This window comes from Lentzea sp. NPDC037011 (assembly GCF_055607425.1).
The window spans coordinates 115,113-127,651 of the sequence record NZ_JBVJRT010000001.1 but is presented as its reverse complement, the minus strand read 5'-3'; the positions used below and the strand labels follow the sequence as shown (position 1 = coordinate 127,651).

General features: G+C 70.1%; 12 protein-coding genes. 3 read left to right on the top strand and 9 right to left on the bottom strand.

Features of this window, described 5'->3' with window-relative positions; genetic code table 11:
- The 6 genes from ACZ7CH_RS00650 to ACZ7CH_RS00625 all read right to left on the bottom strand — a co-directional run.
- Nucleotides 1-1,494, bottom strand: a 1,494-nt coding sequence (locus ACZ7CH_RS00650; RefSeq protein WP_470372892.1) for an acyltransferase family protein, incomplete at its 3' end; no start/stop codon positions are given.
- Nucleotides 1,495-1,581: 87 nt separating this feature from the next.
- Nucleotides 1,582-2,706, bottom strand: a complete 1,125-nt coding sequence (locus ACZ7CH_RS00645; protein WP_458429809.1) for an acyltransferase family protein — start codon at nt 2,704-2,706, stop codon at nt 1,582-1,584.
- Nucleotides 2,703-3,668 carry a hypothetical protein gene (locus ACZ7CH_RS00640; protein ID WP_470372891.1) on the bottom strand — a complete coding sequence of 322 codons (966 nt, stop codon included), beginning with the start codon at nt 3,666-3,668 and terminating at the stop codon, nt 2,703-2,705. Before ACZ7CH_RS00640 ends, ACZ7CH_RS00645 begins: the two co-directional genes overlap by 4 nt.
- Nucleotides 3,661-4,284: a hypothetical protein gene (locus ACZ7CH_RS00635; RefSeq protein WP_360397040.1), complete on the bottom strand. Its 624-nt coding sequence runs from the start codon at nt 4,282-4,284 to the stop codon at nt 3,661-3,663. Before ACZ7CH_RS00635 ends, ACZ7CH_RS00640 begins: the two co-directional genes overlap by 8 nt.
- 70 nt (nt 4,285-4,354) lie before the next feature.
- Nucleotides 4,355-8,065, bottom strand: a complete 3,711-nt coding sequence (locus ACZ7CH_RS00630; protein ID WP_470372890.1) for an FkbM family methyltransferase — start codon at nt 8,063-8,065, stop codon at nt 4,355-4,357.
- Entirely contained in the window at nt 8,058-9,197 is a 1,140-nt protein-coding gene (locus ACZ7CH_RS00625; RefSeq protein WP_470372889.1) for an SHOCT domain-containing protein, read from the bottom strand. Before ACZ7CH_RS00625 ends, ACZ7CH_RS00630 begins: the two co-directional genes overlap by 8 nt.
- Nucleotides 9,198-9,562: 365 nt before the next feature.
- Here ACZ7CH_RS00625 and ACZ7CH_RS00620 point away from each other — a divergent pair, with 365 nt between their 5' ends.
- Both ACZ7CH_RS00620 and ACZ7CH_RS00615 read left to right on the top strand, forming a co-directional pair.
- Nucleotides 9,563-9,850, top strand: a complete 288-nt coding sequence (locus ACZ7CH_RS00620) for a helix-turn-helix domain-containing protein (RefSeq protein ID WP_470372888.1) — start codon at nt 9,563-9,565, stop codon at nt 9,848-9,850.
- A gap of 56 nt (nt 9,851-9,906) precedes the next feature.
- Complete coding sequence (locus ACZ7CH_RS00615) at nt 9,907-10,167, top strand: hypothetical protein (RefSeq protein WP_360397036.1); 261 nt, start codon at nt 9,907-9,909, stop codon at nt 10,165-10,167.
- 250 nt (nt 10,168-10,417) lie between these two features.
- Here ACZ7CH_RS00615 and ACZ7CH_RS00610 read toward each other — a convergent pair whose 3' ends face one another.
- A complete protein-coding gene (locus ACZ7CH_RS00610) occupies nt 10,418-10,810 on the bottom strand; it encodes a contact-dependent growth inhibition system immunity protein (protein ID WP_360397035.1) in 393 nt (130 codons plus the stop codon).
- Between the two features lie 114 nt (nt 10,811-10,924).
- A complete protein-coding gene (locus tag ACZ7CH_RS00605) occupies nt 10,925-11,170 on the bottom strand; it encodes a hypothetical protein (protein ID WP_470372887.1) in 246 nt (81 codons plus the stop codon).
- A gap of 54 nt (nt 11,171-11,224) precedes the next feature.
- Between ACZ7CH_RS00605 and ACZ7CH_RS00600 the strand changes: the two genes are divergently transcribed.
- Entirely contained in the window at nt 11,225-12,010 is a 786-nt protein-coding gene (locus ACZ7CH_RS00600) for a cytochrome P450 (RefSeq protein ID WP_360397033.1), read from the top strand.
- On the opposite strand, the gene ACZ7CH_RS00595 is transcribed toward ACZ7CH_RS00600, so the two are convergent.
- Entirely contained in the window at nt 11,985-12,410 is a 426-nt protein-coding gene (locus tag ACZ7CH_RS00595; protein ID WP_360397032.1) for an OsmC family peroxiredoxin, read from the bottom strand. The genes ACZ7CH_RS00600 and ACZ7CH_RS00595 overlap by 26 nt on opposite strands.
- Nucleotides 12,411-12,539: the final 129 nt, after the last annotated feature.

Below are 12,539 nucleotides of genomic sequence, written 5' to 3'. Positions count from 1 at the left end.
GGTCGGGTAGTTCGGCACGCGCGGCAGGACCTGCGTGTGGTCCTCGTCCTCCGCGGCAACGACGGCGGGAACGGCCCGTTTGCGCACGCGCGGCAGGACCTGCGTGTGGTCCTCGTCCTCCGCGGCAACGACGGCGGGAACGGCCCGTTTGCGCACGCGCGGCAGCTCGATCGTCACCTCGGCCGCCACGATCGCGCGCGAGTCCCGGTGCTCCCGCGCCGGAGTGATCTCGGTGCTCTCCTCCGCCACGGGGGCCGCTGCCTCCGGCGCCGGCTTCGGCTCTGGTTCCGGCGCGGACATGGGCGTGGGCTTGGGCTTGGCCGACGGCCGGGAGAGCCTGCGCGCGAGCTTGTGGCTCGGTTTCTCGACGAACCGGTAGCTGAGCTCGACGAACGCGAACGTGGCCGCCACGGCGATCACCACCGCCGGCAGCAGCGGAACGGCCGGGCGCAGCAGGTCCAGCACGGCGAACGCGATCAGGCCGTGCAGCAGGTAGATGGAATAACTGCGTTCGGACAGCGCGATCCAGAACTTCCGCTCGCGCAGCCGCGGCTCGGCGAACAGGCCCATCAGGAAGCACATCACCGCGATGGCCAGCGCCAGGCTGTACGAGTTGTCGACGCGGCCCAGCTTCAGCAGGTCGCCGAGCACGTACAACGACCACGCCAGCGCCGTGTAGACGCCGCCGGCCCACAGCGGGATGCGCTTGGTGGTGGTCGCCCAGATGATCTGGCCGATGATCGGAATGGGCAGGTACGAGACGTTGACGGCGAAGAGCGACCACGACTTGCCGAACTGGGCCCGGCTCATCAGCACGATGAACACGAAGGTCAGCTCGATGGCGAGACCGAGCCACACCCAGCGCTTGAGCACCGGGATCAGCAGGATCAGCACCAGGTAGAAGATGACCTCGACGATCAGCGTCCAGGCCACGCCCACCAGCACGACCTGCGGGAAGATCAGGTAGTTGACCAGCACGGAGTTCGTGAACAGCGTCCACGCGCTGATCGTCTGGGCCTGGCCGGTCGCGAGCAGACCGCCGCCGACGGTGATCAGCAGTGCGGTCAAGAGCACGGTGAAGATCATCGGCGGGTAGACGCGCGAGAGCCGGTTCAGGCCGAAGCGGGTCTGGCCGTGCCGCAGCGCGATCGGGGTCACGACGAACCCGCTGACCAGGAAGAAGAACGGCACGGCGACCTCGCCGATGCCCTGCAGCGACATGTGGAACGGGTCGCTGGACACGGCGTTCAGCACGTCGAAGAACCGGGATTCCTCGTCGCGCTTGCCCACCCACTGGGCCGCGATGTGGCTGTAGAAGACCAGGAGGGCGCCGACGGCCCGGCCGATGTCGATGAACGCGACCCGCGTCTTCTCGGAACGTGCCTGGTCAGCGCCGGTCTGGGTGCGTGCTGGTGACTCCAGCGGGACCGACCCCCTTCGCCCTCGTGCGGTCCCGGACCGCCGTTGCGGCGAGAAGAGTAACGGGCCGGGCACCGTCAGTGGCCAGGGGAGCCCGCCGTCCCCCCGTCCAGCGGGTACAACGACGTCGGCGGCGCCGCGATGCGGTCGTCCGGCCGTGAATCAGCGCGCAGGGGCGGACGCGGACCGCTTCTTCTCCCACCGGCGGATGCGCCGGTGCACGGCCATCTCCACGTAGCGGTGCAGGACCTCGGTCACGGCGGCGGTCAGCAGCAGCGCCACGAGCAGCGCCGGGACGTTGCCGATCTGGGGTGCCAGCGCGGCGAGCGTGGGGTAGATGCAGACCGGGTGGATCAGGTAGATCGCGTACGTCCGCGCCGACCAGGCCTTCACGAACGCCGACTTGGTGACCGGACCGCCCACGTACATCATCACGAGCACCAGCAGGATGCACAGGAACGCGGTGCGCACCATGCCGCCGCCCGAGTACGCGTACCCCCCGAGCTTGTCGGCCCAGACGAACAGGCCGAAGTGGACGGTGCCGATCGCGAGGCCGGTGCCGACGTGCACCTTGCCGGACCGGACCAGGGTGATCAGCTGGCCGATGAAGATCAGCGTGATGAAGCAGGCGATGACACCGATGCGGTGCACCGCATCGGACTGCGGGCCGCTGGCGAGCGAGAGCGTCAGGCAGATCAGGGCGGCGGCGGCCGCCGGGGGCAGCCACGGTCGTCGCCGCAGCAACGGCATCGTGGCCGCCACGTACGAGTAGAACGTGATCTGCAGCAGCAACGTCCAGGTGACGCCGACCAGGATCACGGTCGGCGTGGTGAAGAAGCCCGCCAGCGTCACGCCGGTGAGCACGTCGAGGAAGCTCAGCGACGTCTGCTTGGTCTCCGCGCGGAACACGCCGAGGTTGATCAGCACCGCCGAGATGACGAGCACCACCACCAGCAGCGGGATGATCCGGCCGAAGCGGCGCAGCAGGAACTGACCGGGCCGTTCCCGGTCGGCCACGTGGGTGACCACCATGCCGCTGATCACCATGAAGATCGTGACGTCGGTGAACGACAGGTGCGGGTTGAGCTGCAGCGGGTCGGCCAGCACCGTCCGGACGAAGTCGCTGAACGAGAACTCGCGCTGGTTCACGGCGAACCAGTTCGCGGTGTGCACGTAGACGCCGACCGTGGACGCGATCACCCGCAGGAGGTCCAGGCCGTGCATGTAGCCGCCGGACGCGCGCGGGCGGGCCTGCGCGGTCGTGGGCACGTTCGTGAGCGTGTTCATGTCGACTTCCCGAAGCAGCGGTGCAGCAGCTCGGCCCCCAGGCCCCACACGGGCAACGCCACGAGGTAGTTGAACGGGAGCGGCAGCAGCCCCAGCAGCGGGTAGGCCAGCACACCGCACAGCAGCACCAGGGGGAAGGCGCGGCTGACGAGCCAGTCGACCGGCCGCGGCCGCGCGGTGTGCGGCTCGCCCTTCACCGCGAGCTGCACCAGCATGAACGCGACCACCGCGGCGACGGTGAACCACCACAGGGCGGCCGTGCGGAACAGGTGCTCGGTCACCGCCGGCACCACGAAGCAGACCAGCACCAGCGGCGCGACCTCCCAGAACCGCCCGAGCCCCGTGCGCAGCAGCAGTTGCAGCTCGCCGCAGATCGGCAGCGCCACCAGCGCGGTCAGGACCGCCAGCTGGTCGAGGTCCGCGACCCCGGCCACCACGAGGAGCACGACCACGACGGTGAGCTGCGCGGCGACCGCCACGACCGGCCTGCGCGGCAGCAGCACCGCGGACCCCGTGCAGAGCACCGCGAAGACCACGACCGCCAGCACCGCGAGGGCCGGCGGGTTCTCCCGGTAGTCGACCACCAGCGGCAACGGGTCGGCGAACAGCGAGAAGAGCACGCCGAGCACCACCGCGACCACCAGCGGCAGACCGGCCTGCCACGCCAGCCGTCCCAGGAACCTCGGCAGCCCCGTGCTCATCGCCCGCGCGAACAGCAGGTGCCCGGCGCACACCAGCAACAGCGACAGGCCGAGGAGCCCGAAGTCCTCACCGAGGCCGAGCGGCCGGTTGACCCACTCCCGCACGACGACGAGCCACTCCGGCGAGTGGCCGTGCCGGTTCAGCCACAGCCCGCCGAGGACGCTGTAGGCGACCAGGGCGGTGCCCAGCGCGACCGGTGCGTGCAGGCCGGGCGGCCGCGCGGTCACGGCCACGACCGGCTGGGTGACGGGCTCACTCATCAGCGGCCAGCACCTCGCGCTGCGCCTCGACGAGCTCGGCCGTCTTCTCCCGCACCCACCGGGACGTCTTGCCGCGCACCTCGAGGCGCACCACGAGGTCCTCGTGCGTGTAGACGGTCCGGGTGAGCAGGCCGTCGCGGGAGCGGTGCACGTGGGTCTCGGCCGGCTTCAGGCCGTACTCCTCCTGGAGGTCCGCCAGCTCCGCCGCGAGGTCCCGGGCGGCGTCGGCGTCGCGGACCTGCACGACCGCGAGCGTGGCCTTGCCCTCGGGGTAGATCGACACCGCCATGCGGGCACCGGAGGCGTCGGCGTCGGCGTACTCGACGACTTCGTCGTCGGTCAGGAAGCCGACCTTGGTGACACCGCCGAACGTGCGGATCGGCTGGTAGTTCTCGTGCACGCCGCCCATGTCGGCCAGCGCGAGCCGGTCGGCGGGCACGCGCCCGGCCTCACCCACGGGGCGGGCGTCGCGGGCACCGGCCAGTTCGAGGTCACGACCCCAGGCGAGCCAGCTGCCACCACCGATGACCAGGAGCACCGCCACGACCACCGCCGTGCCGACCGCATGGCGCAGGCCGTTGCGGCGCACGGCTGCGCCCTGGCTGCTCCCGGTCACGTACGACCCCCATGTCCCGGCTCACACCGATGGTCGCGAGCCGGGACAGATCGTACGAGATCGGCGCAGCTCAGAGGGGGCGAAGCCAGAGAGTTATGAACTTCGTCTCGGCTTCGTCGGCCATCCTGATCAGCTCGTCGTCCGACCGCTCGCCCGCGACGGGTCCGTTGTCGTCGACCGGCGTCAGCTGGTAGCCGAGCTTGCGGTAGGTGAGGAGCACCTGCGCCGCGTCGTCGCCCAGCTCGCCGATGGCGTCCGGGCAGAACTCGCACACGACGTGCGGGCGGTCGCGTTCGAGCACGTCCGTGAGCCCGGCGAGGGCCCGGTGGTCGCGGCCCTGCAGGTCGACCTTCACCAGGCTGATCCGCTGCCGGGTGACCTCCGCGCGGCTGTCCAGGCGGACAGCGGGGACCGTGACACCGGTGACGCCGTCGCCGGCGTCGTGCACCCGGTGGTCACCGCTGTTGAACTCCTCCTCCTGGACGAGCACGACCTCGGTCTCGGTGTCCCACGCCGCCATGGACAGCACGGTCACCCGGTCGGCCACCGCCGGCGGGAGGACCGTCGCCACGTTGCGCCGCAGGTACTCGGCCGTCACCGGGTTCGCCTCCACCGCCACGGCGGTGATCGGCGCCGAGGACCGCTGGAGCAGCCGCAGTGTGTGGTAGCCGACGTGCGCGCCGATGTCGAGGAACGCGCCGTCGCCGACCAGCTCCGCCATGAGGTCGGCCTCGCTGACCTCCCACGAGCGGTGGTAGGTCAGCCACGGCAGCACCACGTCGTCCTCGGGCACCAGCAGCGAGCCCACGTCGCAGAGCACGACCTGGGCGCCCCGCGGCACCGGCGCGTGGTCCAGCCGCGCGGCCTCGTGCACCGCGGTGAGGTCGCGCCGCACCTGTTGGAGCGTGAGCTCGTCCTGGTCGATCCGGACGTCGCGGTCGGCGAACATCTCGTGGTTGCGCCGTTCGGCGTCCGCGAGCTGCTCGCGCACCGAGCCGACCGCCCGGCTGACCTCGGTGACGTCCGTGCCGACCCTGGCGACGTCCTCGTTGACCTTGGCGAGGTCGCGCAGCACGCCGTCCACGTCGGGAGCGGGGACCTGCTCCAGCCGTTCGATCCGCTCGATCGTCTTGGCGACGCTCTTCGCCACGTCGTCGAGGCGGTGGGTCAGCGAGCGCTCCATCGAGTCCATGCGCGCGAGCATCTGCCCGGCGGTGTCCTCGACGCCGTCCACCAGCGCGCCCATCACCTTGCGCTGGTGCACGTCGTAGTGGTCGATCACGCGCAGCACGGCCCGCCGCATCGCCGGCGCACCCGGCAACCGGGACGGCGCACTGGCCTCGGGCTGCCACAGCAGCGCCTGCTTCGACTCGCGCAGCGGCTGCAACGGGTCGGCCGACGGGCTGGGGGCCGCCGTGGCGTACCGCCGGCCCCGCCAGCTCTCGTAGGCGTTGCCCAGGTGCTCGCGCATCCACTCGGCGGCGGTGTCCATCGACCTGGTGCGCAGGATGTGCTCCCGCGCGGCCAGGCCGCGGCGACGTGCCTCCGCCGGGTCGTCGGCGATCTCCCGCATGGCCCGCGCGGCGGCGTCCAGGTCGGGATCGGCCCACACCGCGGTCTCGTGGTACGGGAAGTTGCCCTTGCCGACCTCGACCAGCTCGTACGGCACCGGCCAGCCGACGCTCGAGTCGAAGAACTCGGTGGTGCTCGAGTAGTCGGTCGAGATCACCGGCAGCGCGCGGGCCATCGCCTCGGCGACGGTCAGCCCGAAGCCCTCGCTGCGGTGCAACGAGACGTACGCGGTGCTGTTCGCGTAGAGGTCGTGCAGCTCCTGGACGCTGAGGTAGCGCTCCAGCAGCTCGATCCGCGGGTCGCCGGCGGCCAGCACGCGCAGGCGTTCCGCGCTGAGCGGGTGCAGCTTGCCGTTGATCGCCTTGATGACCAGGCGGACGTCGTCGCGGCCCTCGAACGCCTTCTGGAACGCGGTGACCGCGCCCCACGGGTTCTTGCGCTGCCCGATGCTGTTGAAGTCGAACGCGAAGAGGAACTGCACCGGACCGGTGGGAGCAGGGGCGGGCTCACCGGGGTCGCGCACCGGCACCGGGATCGTCCTGACCGGCACCGGCGAGTGCTGCGCGATGGCGTCGCGGCAGAAGTCGCTGACCGTCCACACCTCGTCGACGAGCGCGAAGGCTGCGTGCAGCCACTCGGGGAAGTCCTCGAGCTCCCACGCCCACAGCCCGATGCGGTAGCGGTGGTGCCCCACACCGGGGTGGTTGCCGAGCACGGCCTTGGTCTGGTCCGCGTTGACGGCGAGCACGCTCACCGGGAACCGCGGGTCGCCGAGCGTCTCCGGGTCGTCGACGTCCGTGCGGTTGGAGACCAGCCGGTCCTCCACCACGGACACGATCGGCACACCGGCGAGGTCGATCGCGTCGTGCACGATCCGGCCCATCTCGCCGAGCCCGAGCTCCGCGGTCAGGTAGCCGAGCAGGTTGACGCCGAACTCGTCGACGGGTTCGCGCACCGGCTTCGGCTCACCGGGCAGGCCCCACGTCGGCAGCATGCCCTCGGAGATCCCGGAGGCACGGCACCAGCTGCGGAAGTCCGCGGCGTCCGCGCCGAGCACGTCCGGGAACGCGAGCTGCAGGTCGGTGCGCGCCTCGTAGACGGACATCGTCATGCGGCTCAGGCCGGCGGCGGCCTGTCCAGGGGTGGCCGGCGAGGTCAGCCACTCGCGGAACGCCCGCCCGCCGTCCGCACCGAACGCGTGCGGTGGGATCTCCGTGTCGTGCTTGGAAACCCGCTCGTGCGGCACCTCGGCGCGAATCCACGCGCTGCGGTACATCGAGCGCATGGTCGGGGTGAGCTTCGAGCCGTCCGCCATCTTGTTGAAGCCGTACGGGATCGCGTCGAGCGTCTCGGCGTACCCGTTGGCCTGCAACGCACTTCCGTAGTCGTCGCAGATCGCCTTGAGACCGGGGTTCTCCGACAGCAGGATGCGCGGCTTGCGCTGGCAGTGGTACGTCAGCAGCCACGGGTGCTCCGGGCGGTAGCCGCTGAAGTGGAAGAACCGCAGCGGGTGCCCGTCGGCGAAGTAGGTCTCGCCCCTCTTCTCGACGTGCCGCTCGTGCAGGTTCCAGTACGCCACGTTGAAACCGGGGTCGCGCAGCACGTGGTTCGGGAACAGGGCGGGCACCTGGTCGACCCAGCGCTGGTCGGTGAAGAGCTGCCGTTCGGGCGCGACGATCGCATCGTGCCGCAGGCGTTCCGCCCAGAAGTCGAGGAACGGCTCCGAACCCGGACCGGTCGCCACGAACCCCAGGTTGAAGATGCCGGTGCCCATGATCACCGCTTCGCTGGGTTCCTTGCCGTCACGCGGCAGGGGCGCCAGGAAGTGCGGCGTGAGCACGATGCCGTGCTCCACCGCCAGCTCGGCGAGCTCCGGCATCGGTGCGAACACCTTGATGTCCGGGTCGATGTACATGACGACGTCCGACCCGCCGCGCAGCCGGCGCAGCAGGTACGGCTTCACCGCCGTCGCGAGCTCGGTGACCGAGTACGCGGTGGCCATCCGCAGGTAGTCGAGCTCGTCGATGCCCGCGGTGGCCGGGCCGACCACCCGCACGCCGTCCTCGTCGACGGCGCTGTCCCACTCGGCGTCGATGACGAGGATGACGAACCGGTGACCGGGGTGGTGCCGGAGGTAGGAACGGGCGAGAACACGGGCGGCCGGCAGGTAGTTCTGCGCGACCACCGTGCAGGCGGTGACCTCAGGCATCAGCGGGCATCGCCTTGAGCTGGGTCTCCGCCGCGGCCTTGAAGAGCGCCAGCGCCTCGGTGAGGCTCGCCGCCGTCACGTCGATGCGCACGATGTACTTGTCGCTGGAGTAGTGGCCGCGGATGCGCGCGGGCTGACCGTCCTTGGCGTCCACCTGGGTCGCGCCGGCCTTCTCCGGCACGTCGGAGGTGATCTCCTGCATGCCGTTCGTGACCTGGATGGTCTTCAGCTCCAGCACACCGTTGTTCGCGGCCACCTTGTCGGTCGCCGTGACGATCATGATCGTGGTGTTCGCACCCTTGGCCGGCGTGGCCAGGCTGAGCTTCGACTTGGCGCCACCCGCGGTCTTGTACGCGGTGACCTCACCCGGCGTCAGGTACGGCGGCTTCAGGTTCTCGATCTGGGTGAAGTTCGTGATGTCCTTGCGTTCCTGCGGGTTGCCGGCGACCTTGCCCACCTGGATCGGGTCCGGCGGCGCGCTCTGCGTGGTGCTCGTCGGGGGCGGGGTGCTCGTCTGGCCACCCGCGCTGTTGTCACCGCCGCGACCCCACAACCAGTAGGCGCCGAAACCGAGACCGGCGAGCAGGAGCACGGCGAGGACGATGCCGATGACCTTGCCCTTGCCGCCCTTGCCACTGCTGTCGTCGAAGACCTCCGGCCCGTGTGTCCACCCCGGCGTCGGCTGGTTGATCTGGTCGAAGTCACCACCGACCCACGGCGGCGGCGCCTGCTGCCCCTGCCAGTTCGGCTGCGCCTGCCAGCTCGGCGGCGCGACCGGCGTCACGAACTGCGTGCGCTCGGCGTCGGCGTTGGGCCGCTGCTGCGTGTTCACCACCTGCGTGGCATCCGGGTTGGCACTCTTCTGCTGCTGCGGCTGCTGCGGCTGCTGCGGCTGCTGTTTCGGTTGCTGAGTGCCCACGACCTGGGTCGCGTCCGCGCTGGGCGCGTTGGGCGGCACCGCCTCCCACTTGAACGGGGGAGCGAACGGCGCCTGCTGCTGCTGGTTCGGAACCGCGGAACCACCCGCCGAGCCCGCGAGGATCTCGTCCCTGCGGCGGCGGTAGTCATCAGCCGAGATCCGACCAGAGGCGAGTTCGTTGTCGAGCTTCTGCAGCTCGTCTTGCCAGGTCACCCCTGGCACCCCCTTCCGCGCGTACATGACCCGGACATTGTGCCCGTGCTCGTAGAACCGATCGTTCCGGCCTCTCAAGTCGTGACCTGGTTGTGGTGGGAGGCACCGTCACATTGACCACATGCCGGGGTTCGGTCTCCGTAAGGCGCAGGTCGGGGCGCTGTCGGCGTTCTGCTCGGCTTGTGCGGGCCGATCATCGATTTCCCGCGTTCACGCGGTGCTGCCCCGGATCGTCCGGTCGGCGCGGCGCGGTCTGCGTTCGGGGTGGCGGCACCGGTACCGGTCGGTTCTGCTGTATGCCGACGGCGCAGGAAACTCTTTGATCAGCAGCACACCGTGGACGAGCACGACGGGGAGTGGTGAGGTTGGCCGGCTGGAAGGAACTCCGCGACCGGCGGATGGCTGAGGCCGGGGCTGACGAGGCCTACGAGGCGGCCCGCATCGCGTTCGAACTGGGCCGCTCGGTCAGGGAGGTTCGGGAAGCGCGCGGGTGGAGCCAGGCGCAGCTCGCCGAGGCGGCGGGGATGACACAGCCCGCGGTGGCCCGGTTCGAAGCAGGTGGGACGGTGCCGACGATCCCGGTGCTGGACCGCCTCGCGCACGCGCTGGACCTGGAGCTGGTGGTGCGGCTCGCCCCGAGGAACGCTGCCTGAGCCGGACGACGGGAACCGGTCGGCCTGATCAGCAGAAGATGATCCCGCAAGGCCGCGTGGTCGTGGTCGTGGTGGTAGGCCGCGGCCGTGTGGTCGTCGTGGTGGGAGCCGGCGGTTTCGTCGTCGTGGTCGTCGTAGTGGTGACGACCTGCGTTGTTGTTGTCGTCGTGGTCGTAGTCGTTGTCGTGGAGGAAGAAGAAGACGGCGCGGACGACGACGGGGCTGAAGAAGGCGCAGATGACACTGTCTGTAGTTGTGACTCGGTCTGCGTCGGCATCAAAGAAGGCGTGTTGAGAAGGGAAACGCGGGCCGGATAAGCATCCTGCGGGTCCTCCGAATCGCCGGCCGCGAACGAGCCGAAAAGCGGTCCGAGCACTGACAACGCCGCTACTACGGCACCGATGAGCGCACCGGTTGCCAGCCTTCCCGGCCCGCTCATCGCCGCCAACACGGGGATTGCCTATCGGGTTCACTCGATTGGGTCAAGCAAACCGGGACTTTTCTACTCAGTCGGACTTTTGTGATCCTTCGCGTTGATCACGCCCTGTGACAGCGCGAAATGCGCGGCTAACCGGGGAACTGCTCGGCCGCGGAGACCAGCAGCTGCCAGTCGCCGTCGGGCAGCGTGCGCAGGCGGTCCAGCACCAGCGACATCCGCTCCAGCAGCACGGGGTGGTCGGTCCAGAACGAGTGGTCCACCCGCAGCAGGGCGGCCAGCAGGTCGCCGGGGTAGAGGGCCACGGACCGCAGGGGGTCGGCCTCCACGTGCTCCAGCGCCAGCACCGCCGTCACGTCGAGTCCGACCTGGTGCGTGACCAGCAGGTGCAGCGAGGTCGGTGTCAGCTCCCGCACGGGCAGGTCCCGCAACGCGCAGAGGTCCCGGTAGAGCTGGGTGGACGACGAGTCCGGTCTCAGCCAGTCGTCGCCGCTCAGGTGCGTGAGCGTTTCATCCCGGTCCACGCACCCATCGTGCCCGCAGAACCGGCTCCTGGCGGGCGGATGGAGGCAACGGTTCGGCATTGGACGACTGCCGGCCCACTCAGGGCGTCGACATTCCGCAGCCGGGTGCTCGGCTCAACAGGGCTCCGACAAAGGCTGGAAACGGGACAAGATGCTGCAATGGAATTCGATCCGAGAATCAACGCCCAGCGCGTGACCGCTTATGCCGAGCTGCGCGCCGTTCTGGCTGATCCGGCCGCGTTCTCGTCCCGGCACGCCACAGGTCCGCAGGTAGCGGACGTTGCCGCCGCGCTGCCGCCCGAACAGCGGCGGTTGCTGGAATTGATGTACTCGATCAACACCACCGACGGCGCCGGGCACGCGCGAATTCGTGCGGCGGCGAACCACAAATTCACTCAGACGGCCGTGCGCCGAATGGCTGATCCGATTCGGCTGCGCGCCAGGGCGTTGCTCGACGGCCTGCCGGAGGAGGCGGACTTCGTGAGCGGGTTCGCGGCGCCGTTCGCGCTGGGCGTCCTCGGCGACGTGCTCGGCGTGCCGGAGGCGGACTTCCCGCTGTTCCGCGAGTTCGTGGCACCGGTGCTGGAGCTGACCAGCGGCGAGGAGGTCAGCGAACGGGTGCTCGGATCGTACTTCGCCGCCATGAACGAGTTCTGCGCCTACTTCGGGCGCTCCGACGTGTTCAAGGGCCGTCAGCTGTCCGAGCAGGAACGGCTCTCGCTCTGCCTGGGACTCGTGGTCGCGGGCACCGAGTCGACCACGAACATGCTGTCCAGCCTGCTGCTGCGGCTGGACCGGCACGAGCGCCGCCTCGCCGGGGTGGTGGAGGAGGTCGTGCGCCTGGACGCGCCGCTCATCGGTTTCTTCCGCACGGCCACCTGCCCGGTGTCGGTCGGCGGCACGGCGGTCGCCGAGGGCGAGCACCTGTTCCTCGACTTCGCCGCGGGCAACCGCGACCCGCGCGCGTTCACCGAGACCTTCGACCCCGGCCGCCCCGCCGCACCCGCGCACCTCGGCTTCGGCCACGGCACGCACTACTGCCTGGGCGCGGGCCTCGCCCGGTTGCAGGGCCGCGTCGTGGCCGAAGAGCTGCTCGACCGCTCGTTCGAGGTGGTCGAGCAGCCCATCCGCCCGCGCAGGCACCTGATCAGCCACGGCCCCGCGGAGCTGCGGTTCAGACCAGGGCGGCGTCCAGCGTGATCTCGACGGCCGCGAGCGCCTTGGAGACCGGGCAGTTCGCCTTGGCGCCCTCGGCGGCCGTCTTGAAGTCCTCCTCGGACAGGCCGGGCACGTTCGCGCGCACGGTCAGGTGGATCCCGAGGATGCCCTGGCCGGCCTGGAACTTGACCTCTGCCCTGGTGTCGATGGAGGTGGGCGGCGTACCCGCACCGGTCAGGCCGTGCGACAGCGCCATCGAGTAGCACGAGGAGTGCGCCGCCGCGATGAGCTCCTCCGGGCTGGTCTTGCCGCCGGCCTCCTCGGCCCGAGCCTTCCAGTCGATGTCGAAGCTGCCGGCGTTCGACGTGGAGAGGGCGACGTTGCCCTTGCCCTCGACGAGAGAGCCTTCCCAGTGCGCGTTTGCCGTCTGAGTGATGGCCATGATCTCCGGGTCCTTGTCGGTTCGATGCGAGAGAACGATGACCACCTTTCCACGTGAGCGGCCGCCGATCATCCCGAGAACCCACGTGGCGGGACCTGGACAACGCAAAAGGCCGGTACCCACTGGGCA